We start from the raw sequence: 14,562 nt of genomic DNA on the forward strand, positions 1-14,562 counted from the left end.
GCTCTCGCGAGCTCGAAACAAGGAGGGCGACATGGCACACCCGGCAAGGACGGTCGCAATCGAAGCACTGGTCGACGAGCTGCTGACCGGTTGCGATCGGCCCTTCAGCGAAGCGCGCTCGATGCCGCCCGGTGTCTACACGTCGCCCGAATTTCTCGCGCTTGAAGAACGCAATATCTTTTCGCGCGAATGGCAATGCGTCGGCCGCGCGAGCGCACTGAAGCATGCCGGCGACTACCTGACTGCACGTATCGGCGACCAGCCGGTTGTCGTCCTGCGCGACGAGCAGATGCAATTGAAAGCGATGTCGAATGTCTGCCTGCATCGCATGTCGGTGCTGCTCGAAGGACGCGGCAACGTGCGCAGGATCGTGTGCCCGTATCACGCGTGGAATTACTCGCTGGATGGCGCGCTGAAAGGCGCACCGCTGATGGATCGACAAGAAGGCTTCTGCAAGGAAAGCTATCGCCTGCCTGCCGTGCGTTGTGAAGAATGGCAAGGCTGGATCTACGTGACGCTCGATGAAAACGCCCTGCCCGTGCACACGCAACTCGCTGGATTGAGCGAGTTGATTGGCGCATACGGCATGTCCGACTACATCGAAACTTTCTATGAAGAGCACGTGTGGGACACGAACTGGAAGATCCTCGCGGAAAATTTCATGGAGAGCTATCACCTGCCGATGCTGCATCGCGCGACGGTAGGCCCGCACTCGCGGCTCGAAGAAATGGAATGCCCGCCCGGCCTCCCGGCTTTCAACTATCACTGGATCACGAAGGAAGCATCCTTGCCGATTGGCAATGCACATCCGGACAACACGCGTCTGACGGGACACTGGCGCAAGACCACCGCCCTGCTTGCGATTTACCCGACGCATCTGGTGACGCTGACGCCGGGCTACTTCTGGTATCTCGTGCTGCAGCCCGAAGGCGTGGGGCGCGTGCATATCCGCTTTGGCGGCGGCCTGGCGCCGGAGTTCGTCGCCGATCCGCAAGCGCACGCCTATATGGCGACACTCAAACAGCTGCTCGACGAAGTGAACGCGGAAGACCGGCGCGGCGTGGAAGCCGTGTTTCGCGGCGTGCATGCGCCGCTTGCGAAGCCCGGTCATCTGAGTCATCTCGAACGCCCCAACTATGACTTCGCACGCTATCTCGCGGCGAAGATCGGCACGCATTGATTACGACGCAACACCGACAGGACGCCAGCACGATGTCAAACCCTTCCTTCATTTCATTCTCGGGCGTGAGCAAATCGTATGACGGCGCGCATTACGTCGTCGACGATCTGAACCTCGACGTGCGCAAGGGCGAATTCCTGTCGTTGCTCGGGCCGTCGGGTTCTGGCAAGACCACTACGCTGATGATGCTCGCGGGTTTCGAAACGCCCACGCAAGGCGAGATCCGCCTCGACGGAAGACGGCTCGACGACAAGCCGCCGCATCAGCGCGACATCGGCATGGTGTTCCAGAACTACGCGCTCTTTCCCCATCTGACGATTGCCGAGAACGTCGCGTTTCCGCTTTCCGTGCGCCGCGTCAGTCGCGCCGAGCAGAAGACCCGCGTGAAGCGCGCCCTGGAGATGATCGAGCTGCCGCATCTGGCGAACCGCCGTCCCTCGCAACTGTCGGGTGGACAACAGCAGCGCGTCGCGCTGGCGCGCGCGCTGGTGTTCGAGCCGAGCGTCGTGCTGATGGACGAACCGCTCGGCGCGCTCGACAAGCGTCTGCGCGAAACGATGCAATACGAGATCATGCGGCTGCATCGCGAACTGTCGCTCACGATCGTCTACGTGACGCACGATCAGGCCGAAGCGCTGACCATGTCGGACCGCGTCGCGGTCTTCTCCGATGGCCGCATCCAGCAGGCCGCCACGCCGAGCGAGCTTTACGAGAACGCACAGAATGCCTTCGTCGCGAACTTCGTCGGCGAGAACAATGGACTGACGGGACGCGTCATCGACGTAAGCGACGCCAGCGCGACGCTCGCGCTGGCGGACGGCAGCATCATTCGCGGCCGCTGCGAAAGCGGCCTGCGCGAAGGCGACGACGCGATGCTCGCGCTGCGCCCCGAGCGCGCACATATCCCGAGCGCCGAAGGCACGCAGGTCGACGGACATAGCAACGTCGTGCAGGCCCGCGTCGAGGAACTCGTGTATTGCGGTGATCATCACCGCGTCCATCTGAAGCTCGGCGCGCGCGACGCCATCGTCGTCAAGGTGCCCAACACACAACGCCACGCCCTGCCCGCGCCCGGCAACATGGTCGAGGTCGCATGGCGCCACGACGACTGCAAGATCCTCGCAATGACGGCAAGCGCGCATCGCAACGCGCCTGCCAATTATTCCCCGCCGTCTCCTTTACCTACCATCATTACGACCGCACCTGCAGGAGCCAACTGACATGCGCACTCAAATCAAGGCACAACGTGCCGCACTTGCCGCACTCTCCGTTTTCGCGTTCTTCGCCGCCAGTGCTCAGGCGGCGGAAACACTTTCCGTCGTGACCTTCGGCGGCGCTTATGAAGCGGCTGCGAAGAAGGCCTATTTCGAGCCGTTCACGCAAGCCACAGGCGTAGGCTTTTCGACGGAATCCTACGACGGCGGCCTCGCCAAGCTCTCCGCAATGGAACAGGCGAAGAACACCACGTGGGACCTGATCGACCTCGAAACGAACGACGCAATCACCGCCTGCGACGAAGGCCTGCTGCAGAAGTTCGACAAGAAGACGCTGGGCAAGACGAGCGATTTCATTCCCGGCTCGATCAGCGATTGCGCGGTCGCTAGCATGGTCTGGTCCACGGTCTTCGCCTACGATGCGAGCAAGCTGAAGACCGCGCCGACCACCGTCGCCGATTTCTTCGACCTGCAGAAATTCCCGGGCAAGCGCGGGCTGCGCAAGTCGCCGAAGGTATCGATGGAATGGGCGCTGATTGCCGACGGCGTCGATCCCAAGGATGTGTACAAAGTACTCGCCACGCCCGCAGGCGTCGATCGCGCGTTCAAGAAGCTCGATACGATCAAGAAGAACATCGTCTGGTGGGAATCGGGCGCACAGGCGCCGCAGTTGCTGGCGGACGGCGCGGTGGTGATGACGCAAGCCTACAACGGCCGCATCGACGATGCCGCGAAGAAAGACAACAAGCCGTTCAAGGCCGTCTGGGACGCGCAGGTCTACGACTTCGACTGGTGGGGCATTCCGACAGGCGCGAAGCACGCAGACGCCGCGGCGAAATTCATCGTGTCCGCTTCGCAACCGAAAGCGTACGCGGATCTCTCGAAGTACATCGCCTACGCGCCGCCGCGCAAGGATGCGATCGCACTCGTCGACAAGCAACGGCTGTCCGATCTGCCGACCTCGCCGCAGAACTTCAAGCGTGCGTTGCAGATCAACGCGAACTTCTGGGCCGACAACGCCGACCAGATCAACAAGCGCTTCCAGACCTGGCTGACTCAGTAAGCGCGCCAGTAACCCCGGCAGCAACTTCGCTGTTTAAACGCGCAACGAGAGCAAAGAGAGCCCGACGTGACTACCAGCATGCCCGTATCGGCCCAAACCGCGGCGTCGGGCTCTCCGACGAGAGCCAGCGGCCGCGCGTCGTTTCAGAAAGCGCAGCGCCGCGCGTCGGCTCAGGCGCTGTTGCTTGCGCTGCCGTTGATCCTGTTCCTGCTATCGACGTTCATCGCGCCGATCGCGTTGCTGCTCGCGCGCAGCGTGCAGAACCACGAAGTGCCCGACAGCATGCCCGCGCTCACGCGCGCGCTCGATGCATGGGACGGGCGCGGCGTACCCGACGAGCGCACCTTCGCGCTGCTTGCGTCGGGCTTGAAGGAAGCGCAAGGGAGCGGGCAGCTCGGCACGGTCGCGCGACGCCTGAATTTCGCTCAGCCCGAGTTCCGCAGCCTGCTGATGCGTACCGCGCGCAATGTGCCCGCTGACGCGCCGCCTGCCTGGAAGCCGGCGCTCATTGAAATGGACGAGCGCTGGAATTCGCCCGAAACCTGGCGCCTGCTCAAACGCGCCGCCGCATCGCCGACGCCGGACTATCTGCTCGCCGCCGTCGATGCACAGGTCACGCCGCAAGGTTCGGTCGAATTCGTGCCGGACAATTCGTCGGTCTATCGGCAAGCGTTCCTGCGCACGATCTCGATCAGCGCGACCGTGACGGTGCTGTGTCTGCTGCTCGGCTATCCCGTCGCGTGGATGCTCGCCAATCTACCCGCGAAGAGCAGCAACCGCCTGATGCTGCTCGTGATCGTGCCGTTCTGGACCTCGCTGCTGGTGCGCACCACCGCGTGGTACGTGCTGTTGCAGCCGGGCGGCGTCATCAACAGTCTGCTGATGGGACTCGGGCTCGCCACGCATCCCGTGCCGCTCATCTTCAATCGCGCGGGCGTGCTGATCGGCATGACGCACGTGCTGTTGCCGTACATGATTCTCGCTATCTATTCGGTGATGAAAAGCGTGTCACCCGTTTACGTGCGCGCGGCACAGTCGCTCGGCGCGCATCCCTTCACCGCATTCGTGCGTGTGTATGTGCCGCAAACGCTGCCGGGCGTCGGCGCGGGCTGCTTCCTTGTGTTCGTGCTTGCGCTCGGTTACTACATCACGCCCGCATTGCTCGGCGGAGCGGGCGACGAGATGATCAGCCAGCTCATCGCCATGCAGACCAATACGCAGCTCAACTGGGGACTGGCGGGCGCGCTGTCGGCGTATCTGGTGATCTTCACCGCGATCTTCTACTTCCTGTTCAACCGCATCGTCGGCATCGACCGTTTGCGCTTCGGTTGAGCGACGCCTACACGACGCCACACGACAAGGGGCCGCCATGCAAAACCAACGGAAGAAGGTGTTGACGGAGCGCATTGCGACGCAATGGGTGCGCGTGCATACCGCGCTCGTTCTATTCTTTCTGATCGCGCCCATTCTCGCGATCATCCCGCTCTCGTTCAATTCGGGTTCGTATTTCTCGTACCCGCTGCAGGGCTTTTCGCTGCGCTGGTACGAGCAGGCGTTGACCAGCGGCGACTGGCAGCGCGCGCTTTTGAACAGCCTCGGCATCGGCGCGGCATCGACGCTGATCGCCACGTGTCTCGGCACGCTCGCGGCGCTCGGCCTGAGCCGCACACAGTTTCCGCTGCGCTCGCTGATCATGCCGATCATCATTTCGCCGATGATCGTGCCCATCGTCGTGGTCGCGGCCGGCTTCTATCTGATCTTCGCGCCGCTCGGGCTCGTGAATTCGTATCCAGGTGTCGTGCTGGCGCATGCGGCGCTCGGCACGCCGTTCGTCGTCATCACCGTGACGGCGTCGCTGCTGTCGTTCGATCAGAGTCTGCTGCGCGCCGCCTCGGGTCTCGGCGCCAGGCCCTGGATCGCGTTCAGGCGTGTCACGCTGCCGCTCATTGCGCCCGCCGTCGCGACGGGCAGCGTGTTCGCCTTTGCCACTTCGTTCGATGAAGTGATCGTGATTCTGTTCATCGGCGGGCCGGACCAGACCACCGTGCCGCGGCAGATGTGGAGCGGCATCCGCGATTCGATCGATCCGTCGATCCTCGCCGTCGCGACCATGTTGATCGTGTTTGCGGTGCTGCTGTTCGCCAGCATCAACTGGCTGCGCAGCCGCGCTGCGGCTGCGAGCCAGGCGCTCGTCTAGAGCGGTTAGCGCTGAACCGGCTGGATACCGGGCAACGCGGCAAGCGCGCGCTTCCAGATCTGCCGCGTGCGCGTCCACACCAGCTCGCGCCAGTCGTCGTCGGCGGGCATGAACGAATCGAACAGCGCACGGCTGATCGCGCGGCCGCGCGCATCGCGTGGATCGCCGTAAAGATGCAGCCAGTGGTCGTCGCGTAACGCAGTGTGCATGGGCGCTTCGGGATAGGTGCCGCATTCGATCACGAGTTGCATCAGATGCGTATCGGGCAACGCATCGAGCATCGCTTGCGAGGTATAGCCTGTCGCGCGCGCGACCACACCCGTTTCGCTGACTTCGGCATCCGCGTGGGTGAGCAGCGTATAGAGCCACGGGCCATACAAACGCTGCGCATCGGCGAGGCCCGGATAAGCTCGTTGCGTGATCGACATGAGCATTGGATGGCCGAATGCGCCCGCGCCCGTATGCAGATCGAAGACGAACGCGACCTGAGCCGGTTTCAGAAAACGCCCGGCAATGTCCCGCAGCGTACGGTTGGACCAGGTAGGCTGCTGCCCGCCATAGAAGAGACCGTCGGCGTGAAGGTACTGGCCCGCGCCGACGATTGCCTGCACGCCAGACCAGCCGAGCGCCGCGACATTCCTGGCGAGCAGGTCATCGGCATGCTGCCGTTGAGGGCCGTCGATGTCGCGGCACGTATAGATCTCATGCAGCGCTTCGTAACGCGAATTGTCGGGCAGCGCAGCCGCGAAGTCGACGTAGTTGCGATTCAGATCGACGTTGTCCTCGTTCACGCGCCTGACCCACGCCGTGCCCCACGGATTGATCAGATGAACCATCAGCACGGCGACGTCGTCGGGTAACGGCTGCGATGCCAGTTCGCGCAGCCAGGCCGCTTGACAGGTCGAACCGTAGTAGCCCTCCACGCCATGTGTGCCCGATAGCGTCATCAGCACACGGGAAGCGTCGGGCTTGCCGAGCCACGCGACGTCGGTCGCGAGTGCTTCGCCGTTTGGTCCTTTCAGGGGGTGTGCGTACGTCGTCAAGACGGCGCCGGCTGCGCGGGCCGCATCGATAAACTGAGTGCGCTGCGTGTCGAAACTGGGTTCGATGGGAAAGCCGATCTTCATAAAGTCCCCGGTTATTCAAATGCTTTTGCGTCGTCGGATAGCGCCAGGGTAACGCTTCCTGCGGGCTTTGCGCAACACAGTAACAGGGTACCTTCCGATGGCGGCTCCAGCGGTTCTTCAGTGTATTCGATTTTCCCGTCGACGAGACTCGTCACGCACGTATTGCAGACGCCGATCCGGCAGCTGAATGCGGGAGCATAGCCGTGTTGCTCGGCGAATTCGAGCAGCGAACCGCAGGCTGGGTCCCATGCGACGGGATCGGCTCGCGGGTGAAAGCGGATGGTCGTTTCAGTGTCGGTTGCCATCCGAATTTCGGCGTGCGGTTTCTCGCTTAAAGGCGCCTCGACCACATTGTCCTCGAGTACCGTCGCAGGGCCGAAGAACTCGTAATGGATGCGACCACGCTCGATACCGAGGCTGCGCAAGAGCCGCCAGTTAGACTGCATGAAGGCGGGCGGGCCGCATAGATAGACTTCGTAGTCGTCGAGCGGCAAGAGCGCTTGCAGCGTGTCGCGCGAAATCAGTCCTTCGCTGTCGAAATACTTCATCGCGCGGTCTTCCGCCGAAGGAAGCCGGTAGCAGACATGCACATGCACGTTTGGGTGCGCCGCCGCGACGGTCTCCACTTCATGACGAAACGCGTGCACCGCGCCGTTCTCGCAGGCGTGAATGAAGTACACGCGGCGGTTGTGCGCGCCGTTCATCGCGCGCAAGCGGTGGAGCATGCTGACGAGCGGCGTCAGGCCGACGCCGCCGCTCATCAGCACGACGGGTCGCGTCACTTCGTCGCCGCACACGAAAGCACCCGAAGGCCCTGCCAGTTCCAGTTCGTCGCCTGCTTGCACCCGCTCGTGAAGATGGGACGATCCGCGTCCTGCAGGCACCGCGTCGCCGCCTCGTTCGTGTTTGACGGAGATGCGCCAGCGCGTGTTGTCGGCGGGATCGCCGGAGAGGCTGTACGTGCGCAACAATCCCTCGCCTGACGGCAACAGCAGCCTGACCGTGACGTACTGCCCTGCAACGAACGGGGTGAGCGTGCCGCCGTCGACAGGCACGAGATCGAACGAAACGATCGATGCGCTTTCCTGCGTGCGCCGCGCCACGCGAAACCGCCTGAAGCGCGACGCAGACAGCGTCTCCCGATCGTCGACGACAACATTCATGTCAGTGCTCCGCGCGCTGACGACTCACCACATACACAGGCGCGGGCGCGACCTTTGCCTGCTGCTCACGTTCGATCATCTGCGCAAGCGCGCGCCTGAAACGCAGTGGTCCGGCGTCGATCGCGAGATCGATGTTCGGCGTGCGGGCATTCTGCATGCCGCGATGAACGGCTGTCAACACGACGCGGTCTTCCTCGAAAGCATGGCGCACGTCGGCATCGAACTGGCGCGACACCTGTTCGTCCTGCGGGGCGAAGTTGCGGGTCTGGAACCAGTAGTAACGCGTGTGCGATTCGTCGACGGGCGTCATGAAGTTATACGAGTTCATCAGAAACACGTCGCGATGAAGCGGTGCATCGTCGCCGCCTGTACCCGCCGGGGTGAAGATCGCCTTGATGATCGCGTGCGACGGGAAGCGCACTTCGTAATGCTGCTTGCGGTCGCACCGCCCTTCGAAGCCGACGAACTGCGCATAGAACGGCGCCACGTCGACATCGCGCATCCAGCGCGAGACCGTCACGCCATGCGCGGCAACCTCGGTCTTCAGCGGCTCGGCCTCGCACGCGGCATTGCCGAACGACGACGGATGCACCCACGCCACATGCGAGGGATCGAGCAGATTGTCCGTGACATAGAGGTAGTGGCAGTCCACCGTCATCGCATCGCCGCGATTCACGCCCCACGCCGGATCGCCCCATTCGTCGATCTGCACGATCGTCGCGGCGTCCGCCTCATCGGTCTCGCCCATCCAGATCCACAGCAGGCCGTAGCGCTCCGCCAGCGGATAGCTCCGCACCTTCGCGCCGGGTGGAATGCGCGGGCTGCCAGGCGCGCGCACGCATGCGCCCTCGCAATCGAAAGTCAGGCCGTGATAACCGCATTCCACCTGATCGCCGATCAATCTTCCCATCGACAGCGGCAGCTTGCGATGCGGGCACGCGTCTTCGAGCGCGACAGGCGTACCGTCCTCGCGGCGATACAACACGACAGGTTCGCCGAGGATCGTCACGGGCATGAGCGCGTGTGTCACCTCTGCGTCCCATGCTGCGACGTACCATGCATTCCTCAGAAACATTGCGCTGCCTCCGTTATGTCGTTTTCACTTGCGGTCAGGATAAAAAGCCAAAACATAAAAGAACAGATGTCAAACTCTGGCTGTTCGTTTAGAGTTTCTAAATCGTCGAACCTTCCCCCACCCATACGATGACGACGAACAGCTTTCCCCCTTTGCGCGCGCTGCAGGTATTCGAAGCGGTAGGCCGGTGCGGCGGCGTGACGGAAGCGGCGAAGCGGCTTGGCATCTCCCCCGGTGCAGTGAGCCAGCAGATCAAGCTGCTCGAAGATACGCTCGGCCTGCATCTCACACAAAAGGACGGCAAGCGGCTGAGCCTGACGTCGATCGGGCGCCAGTATCACGAGAGCTGCGCGGCCGCGTTCGAAAGCCTGCGTGTCGCGCATGCGGAGATAGAACGTGCGAAGAACACGCGCAATCTCAGCGTCAGCGCACTGCCCTCGCTGCTGTCGAAATGGCTCGCACCGCGCATGCTCGAATGGCAGCGCCGGCATGCCGATCTCAGCGTGTATCTCGACGGCACGCACACGGAACCGTCGCCCGATGGTTACGACATCGACTTTCGTATCAGCTACGGCGAGCGCATCGCGGATGTCGAGAATTCCGTCGAACTGTTCCGCGATTACGTGGTGCCCGTTTGCAGTCCGCAACTGCTCCCAGCGGACGCACCGCTCGTTGCGCCCGCCGAGATTCTCGGCTATCCGTTGATATCGGTCGACTGGCGGCCGAAGTTCGCATCGCCGCCTTCGTGGCGCGAATGGCTCGTGGCCAATGATGTCGATTGCAGTGAACTGAACGAGAACCGTCAGGTGTTTTCGCTATCGAGCGTCGCGATTCAAGCGGCTATCGACGGCTATGGCTTTGTGCTCGCCCAAAGCTCGATGGTCTGCGACGATCTCGCCGCAGGCCGTCTGGTGATGCCCTTCGCACTCGGATTGTCGCTGCCGTGGCCGTATTTCCTCACGTGGAAACCGAACGCTTTCGACAGGCCGTATTGCCGCAGCTTTCACCGCTGGCTCGTGACGCGCGGCAAGGAACAGCAGCAACTCAACGACAGCATGCTGAACGTGGTCGCGTGAAGCCGGGAAGCGTGCGTCAGGTCGCGTTCGCGCGCCAGAGCACGGGAAAAAGCGGATGGTCCATCGGTGCACCGTCGGGCAATTGCGCATCGAGGCCGGGAAAATCAGGCGACGTGCGCCAGCGGCGCGGTGCATGACGAACGTCGTCGCCGATGAAGCGGACCGAAAACGCGCGCCGCCGCGTGTTACCGCCTACACCGCCCGACGCATGCAAGGTCAGCATGTTGAAGCACACCAGGTCGCCCGGTTCGAGCGCCCAGCCAATGATCGGATAAGCGGCGCGATTGGCCTCGATATCCGGCAGATCGGCGAGCGTGCCTTCCGGAAACCACTTCGCCTGGTTGTCCATGAACGTGCGTGGCATGAGCCACGGGCCGAGATGCGAGCCGGCCACGAATTCGAGCGTCGATTCGCGCGAAACGGGATCGACGGGAATCCACATGCTGACGTTCTGCGATCCGCTGATGTTGTAGTACGGCTGGTCCTGATGCCAGGGCGTGCGCTGCCGCGTGTTCGGTTCTTTCACCAGCAGATGGTCGTGATAGAGCCGCACCGTTTCGCCGCCGATCAGTGCGCCCGCCGCCGCAGGAGCCGCCGACCCGTAAATGAAGCGGCGATACGCGTCATTGTCCTGCCAGTTGCAGAAGTCTTCGAAGAACCAGCCCGGATCGTCGGGACGGCTCGCGACCTTCGCGCGCGGACTCGGCTGCGCGATGTTGCGCTCGATCCCTTCGCGCAACAGCGCAATGTCGTCTTCCGTGAAGAGCTGGCGGATGCATACCGCGCCATCGCGGCGAAAGTCGGCGATCCGTTCCGGTGTCAGCGCACGTTCGATGCGTGCGTCGATGTCTTGCAGCATGGTGTCTCCGTATAAGGCGCGTCTTCGATCTCAGCCGTTCAGGATATCGAAGTCGAAGTAGCGGCGTTCGATCTTCTGATACGTTCCGTCCTTGATCATATCTGCAATGGCCTGATTGATCATCTCACGCAACTGGGGATCGTCTTTGCGCAAGCCGATCGCGGCGCCTTTGCCCAGCGTCTTCGCATCGTTCACGGGCCCTCCGAGGAATGCATAGCCCTGACCTTGCGGCGTTTTCAGAAAACCCTCGCTGCCGGAAATCATGTCGGTCAAGGTCGCGTCGAGCCGCCCCGAGCGCAGATCGGTGTAGACGAGTTCCTGATTGGCGTAGGAAACGACATTGATGCCGGCGGGCGCCCAGTATGCTTTTGCGTACGCTTCCTGCGTCGAGCCTTGCGCAACCCCGATGTTCTTTCCCTTCAGCGATTGGACGGAAGGCTGCAAACCGGCGCCCGCGCGTCCAATCAGACTGCTGGGTGTGTTGAACAGCGGTGTCGAGAATGCCACTTGTGTTTCGCGTTTCGGCGTCACCGACATCGCCGACAAAATCGCGTCGAACTTGCGCCCCTGTAGTGCGGGAATGATGCCGTCGAATGCCGTTTCGACCCATACGCATTTTGCGTGGAGGCGGCGGCAGATCTCATTGCCGAGATCGATTTCAAAGCCTACGAGCTTGCCGTCGGGCGCCTTCGACTCGAACGGCGCGTAAGTGGGATCGACCCCGAACTTCAACTCGGTCAGTTCCTTCGCGTGCACTGACAATGCTGCGAGCAATAGTGCGAGACAAACCAGCGGCTTTTTCATGAGCATCCCCGTTCCAGACGGCAACCGTTGAAAAAACGGACGATCTCCTTGTCCGTCGATTACGGATCAGCATAGGAACTCAAAAAAACGAAGAATAGTGGCCCGTCGGTCGCGGATGATTTAGATTTTCTAAAGCTTTTCGGCAGCTTGCGCGATCGCATGTATCCCGTGCCTGCATACGTGCCCCAGTCGAGGCTCGCGACTCGTCTTGCAATCAACGACGTGTCCGTCAGCTCGCCGCCCAGGATCGGCGGTTCGATCATTCTTGCTGGATCGATTGCGGGCTCGACCGGGACGCAGGCGTTCAGCATTTATAGCGCGTCGAAGGCGGCCGTGCGCGCCCTTGCACGGAGCTGGGTGCTCGATCTCAAGGAACGCGGCATTCGCGTCAACGTCGTGAGCCCCGGTTCGACCCGGACTGTGGGCCTCGCGGAACTGGGAGGCGATACGAAGGAAGGTCCGGACGGGTTGCTGTCGTACCTGTCGTCGAAGCCGCGCGGCGAACCCGTTTACGGGTTCGCCGCAGCCATCCCGGCCAGGCTAGTGCCCGCCGGCGTCGATTTCGCTCAACTGCATGCCCTTCGTTTCGCGCACCGACCGCAGAATGACGATCGCCGCCAGCGCCGCGCCGATGGTGAAGACCGCGATGCCCAGCGCGATCGTCATACTCGCCGCCTTGACCGTCGACAGCACGATGTACGGTGCAATCCCGCCGCCTACGACGCCGATGTTATAGAGGAAACCCACTCCCGACGCACGCACGTCGCGCGGCAGATTCTCCGTCAGTATCGTCCCCCAGATGCCCGACGATCCCACCAGGAAAAAGCCGCTCAGGAACGCAAAGCATTCGGCAAGCAGAAACTGGTTGACGCTATACACCAGCGCCACCACGCACACCGCCCCCGCGCCTAGCATCGCACTGATGCCCGCTCGCCGCCCGAGCCGTTCCGCGATGAAACCGGACGCAAAAAAACCAAAGACCTGTCCGACCGCCGACGTCATCGTGAGCCAGGTGATCGTCAAAGGCTCGAATGAAAGCGACTTCAGATAGGTAGGAAAGAGCCCCTGAAACGGCCACGATCCGAAGCACAACACGAGCATCAGCAACGCGAGATAGCCGACGCGGCGCGGATAGAGCCTGAACAGCACGACGGCGGGATTGTCGCGCAACGGCGTGCGCAGTTTCCTGCCGCTTGCCCTGAACGCCTGCGATTCCGGCACGCACAGCAGAATGAACACGCCGAGCAGGATCGCCGGGATAACGCCGACAAAGAACATGCCACGCCATCCGAAGTGCGGGTAGACGAGATCGTAGGCAATCGCCGCGCCGATCGCGCCCAGCCCCCAACCGGTATCGAGAATGCCGATGCCGATCGCCCTGTGCTTTTCGGGCCACGATTCGGCGACCATCGTCGCGCCGAGCGAGAAGCCCGGCGCCATGCCAAAGCCGAGCAGCAGACGGAACACGGCAAGCGATGCGAAACTCCACGACACCCCCGTTAGCACGGCGCCCGCCGTGAACCATGCCAACGTGATCACCAATGGAATCTTGCGTCCGATACGGTCGCTCAGGCTGCCGAACATCAAGCCGCCTATCCAGCGCACGCCATACGTCGCAAACAGCAGCAGCGAGGCCGTGCTGAGCGGCACATCGAAATGCTTCGCGATGTCGTTCAGCACGAACGTGATCGCGAGAAAGTCGACCGCGTCCATCACCCACACGCCCCACGCGGCGATCAGAACACGCCATTGCGGCCAGGAAATGTCCCTGTACCAGGGCAACGCCTTCGTGGCCGAAACGTTCGCGGCTGCATCGGCGGCTTTCATCACGCCTCCTCCTGACCGGTTGTCCATACCGTGTCTCCTGTCTCTTGGATTGGATTGGATGCCGGGCCGGGTCATCCACACGAGGCGAATACCCGGCACCTGTCAGCGCGTCAAGCGAGCGCCGAATCTTCGAATGCGAGCACGGTCTGCTTCTGCGTGCCGAGCCCTTGCACACCGAGTTCCATCACGTCGCCCGGTTTGAGGAAACGCTCCGGCTTCATGCCGAGGCCAACGCCGGGCGGCGTGCCCGTCGTAATCACGTCGCCGGGTTGCAGCAACACATGTTGGCTGACGTACGACACGATCGTCGCAAGGCGGAAGATCATGTCCGATGTCGACGAGTCCTGGATGCGCTTGCCGTTGAGTTCGAGCCACAAGCCGAGATTCTGCACGTCGTCGATTTCGTCGGGCGTCACGAGCCACGGACCGAGCGGGCCGAAGGTCGGGAACATCTTGCCCTTGACCCACTGCCCGCCATGTTCGAGTTGCATCTCGCGCTCCGACACGTCGTTGCAGACGCAATAGCCAGCCACGTAGTCGAGTGCCGTCTCTTCCGGCACATACAGCGCGCGCCGTCCGATCACCAGCGCGATCTCCACTTCCCAATCGCACTTGGTCGAGCCGCGCGGCAGGATGACAGGATCGTTCGGGCCGGAGAGGCACGACGGCGCCTTGTTGAAGATGATCGGCTCAGCGGGAATCGGCGCGTTGGTCTCGATAGCGTGTTGCACGTAGTTGAGCCCGATGGCGACGAAGTTGCCTGGCTGCGCGATGCACGAACCGAGGCGCGGTCTGCCTTCGACCACAGGCAGGCGAGCCAGGTCCACGCCGCGCAATGTTTCGATTCCCCCGTCCGCGAAGAACGCGGGCGTGTAATCGGCGCATAGCGACGACGCATCGCGAATCGCGCCCTGTTCGTCGAGCAGTCCGGGTTTCTCGTGTCCTTCCGGTCCGTATCTGAGTAGCTTCATCGTGTT

Annotated in this window: 14 protein-coding genes and 1 pseudogene; 7 read left to right on the forward strand and 8 right to left on the reverse strand. The window is 62.5% G+C overall.

All coding sequences use genetic code 11. The features are described 5' to 3' along the window. Positions 1 to 31: 31 nt before the first annotated feature. From C2L66_RS36390 to C2L66_RS36410, 5 genes are all read left to right on the forward strand, one after another. A complete protein-coding gene (locus C2L66_RS36390; RefSeq protein WP_060608828.1) occupies positions 32 to 1,180 on the forward strand; it encodes an SRPBCC family protein in 1,149 nt (382 codons plus the stop codon). Between the two features lie 32 nt (positions 1,181 to 1,212). Beyond that, complete coding sequence (locus C2L66_RS36395) at positions 1,213 to 2,400, forward strand: ABC transporter ATP-binding protein (protein WP_060610517.1); 1,188 nt, start codon at positions 1,213 to 1,215, stop codon at positions 2,398 to 2,400. Position 2,401: 1 nt separating this feature from the next. Continuing rightward, on the forward strand, positions 2,402 to 3,457 hold the full coding sequence (locus C2L66_RS36400; protein ID WP_054930973.1) for an ABC transporter substrate-binding protein: 1,056 nt from the start codon (positions 2,402 to 2,404) through the stop codon (positions 3,455 to 3,457). A gap of 78 nt (positions 3,458 to 3,535) precedes the next feature. Next, on the forward strand, positions 3,536 to 4,789 hold the full coding sequence (locus C2L66_RS36405) for an ABC transporter permease (protein ID WP_060608830.1): 1,254 nt from the start codon (positions 3,536 to 3,538) through the stop codon (positions 4,787 to 4,789). A 37-nt stretch (positions 4,790 to 4,826) separates the two neighbouring features. Continuing rightward, on the forward strand, positions 4,827 to 5,654 hold the full coding sequence (locus C2L66_RS36410) for an ABC transporter permease (RefSeq protein WP_054930975.1): 828 nt from the start codon (positions 4,827 to 4,829) through the stop codon (positions 5,652 to 5,654). Positions 5,655 to 5,659: 5 nt separating this feature from the next. Here the strand turns inward: C2L66_RS36410 and C2L66_RS36415 are convergent, their stop codons facing one another. Genes C2L66_RS36415 through C2L66_RS36425 form a run of 3 tightly spaced genes read right to left on the reverse strand, consistent with a single transcriptional unit; the run spans position 5,660 to position 9,019 of the window. After that, on the reverse strand, positions 5,660 to 6,781 hold the full coding sequence (locus C2L66_RS36415) for a DUF2817 domain-containing protein (RefSeq protein WP_060608833.1): 1,122 nt from the start codon (positions 6,779 to 6,781) through the stop codon (positions 5,660 to 5,662). 11 nt (positions 6,782 to 6,792) lie between these two features. Beyond that, on the reverse strand, positions 6,793 to 7,944 hold the full coding sequence (locus tag C2L66_RS36420) for an FAD-binding oxidoreductase (RefSeq protein WP_060608836.1): 1,152 nt from the start codon (positions 7,942 to 7,944) through the stop codon (positions 6,793 to 6,795). Between the two features lies 1 nt (position 7,945). Then, complete coding sequence (locus tag C2L66_RS36425) at positions 7,946 to 9,019, reverse strand: aromatic ring-hydroxylating dioxygenase subunit alpha (RefSeq protein ID WP_060608838.1); 1,074 nt, start codon at positions 9,017 to 9,019, stop codon at positions 7,946 to 7,948. Between the two features lie 128 nt (positions 9,020 to 9,147). Here C2L66_RS36425 and C2L66_RS36430 point away from each other — a divergent pair, with 128 nt between their 5' ends. Next, positions 9,148 to 10,095, forward strand: coding sequence for a LysR substrate-binding domain-containing protein (locus C2L66_RS36430; RefSeq protein WP_060608841.1), 948 nt, complete (start codon positions 9,148 to 9,150; stop codon positions 10,093 to 10,095). Positions 10,096 to 10,111: 16 nt separating this feature from the next. Here the strand turns inward: C2L66_RS36430 and C2L66_RS36435 are convergent, their stop codons facing one another. Genes C2L66_RS36435 through C2L66_RS42005 form a run of 3 tightly spaced genes read right to left on the reverse strand, consistent with a single transcriptional unit; the run spans position 10,112 to position 12,069 of the window. Continuing rightward, complete coding sequence (locus C2L66_RS36435; protein WP_060608844.1) at positions 10,112 to 10,954, reverse strand: phytanoyl-CoA dioxygenase family protein; 843 nt, start codon at positions 10,952 to 10,954, stop codon at positions 10,112 to 10,114. A 30-nt stretch (positions 10,955 to 10,984) separates the two neighbouring features. Continuing rightward, positions 10,985 to 11,758, reverse strand: a complete 774-nt coding sequence (locus C2L66_RS36440) for an ABC transporter substrate-binding protein (RefSeq protein ID WP_060610520.1) — start codon at positions 11,756 to 11,758, stop codon at positions 10,985 to 10,987. 59 nt (positions 11,759 to 11,817) lie between these two features. After that, positions 11,818 to 12,069, reverse strand: coding sequence for a hypothetical protein (locus tag C2L66_RS42005; protein WP_060608846.1), 252 nt, complete (start codon positions 12,067 to 12,069; stop codon positions 11,818 to 11,820). Between C2L66_RS42005 and C2L66_RS36450 the strand changes: the two are divergent. Further along, positions 12,008 to 12,250: pseudogene (locus tag C2L66_RS36450) on the forward strand (SDR family oxidoreductase); the annotation flags it as partial. The gene C2L66_RS42005 and the pseudogene C2L66_RS36450 sit on opposite strands and share 62 nt — an antisense overlap. Before the next feature lie 48 nt (positions 12,251 to 12,298). Here the strand turns inward: C2L66_RS36450 and C2L66_RS36455 are convergent. Both C2L66_RS36455 and C2L66_RS36460 read right to left on the reverse strand, forming a co-directional pair. Beyond that, complete coding sequence (locus C2L66_RS36455; RefSeq protein ID WP_233445063.1) at positions 12,299 to 13,612, reverse strand: MFS transporter; 1,314 nt, start codon at positions 13,610 to 13,612, stop codon at positions 12,299 to 12,301. 83 nt (positions 13,613 to 13,695) lie between these two features. Continuing rightward, the gene (locus C2L66_RS36460) at positions 13,696 to 14,556 is read right to left on the reverse strand and encodes a fumarylacetoacetate hydrolase family protein (protein WP_060610527.1); all 861 of its coding nucleotides are present in this window, start codon (positions 14,554 to 14,556) and stop codon (positions 13,696 to 13,698) included. Positions 14,557 to 14,562 lie beyond the last annotated feature (6 nt).

This window comes from Paraburkholderia caribensis, assembly GCF_002902945.1.
GTDB lineage: Bacteria > Pseudomonadota > Gammaproteobacteria > Burkholderiales > Burkholderiaceae > Paraburkholderia > Paraburkholderia caribensis.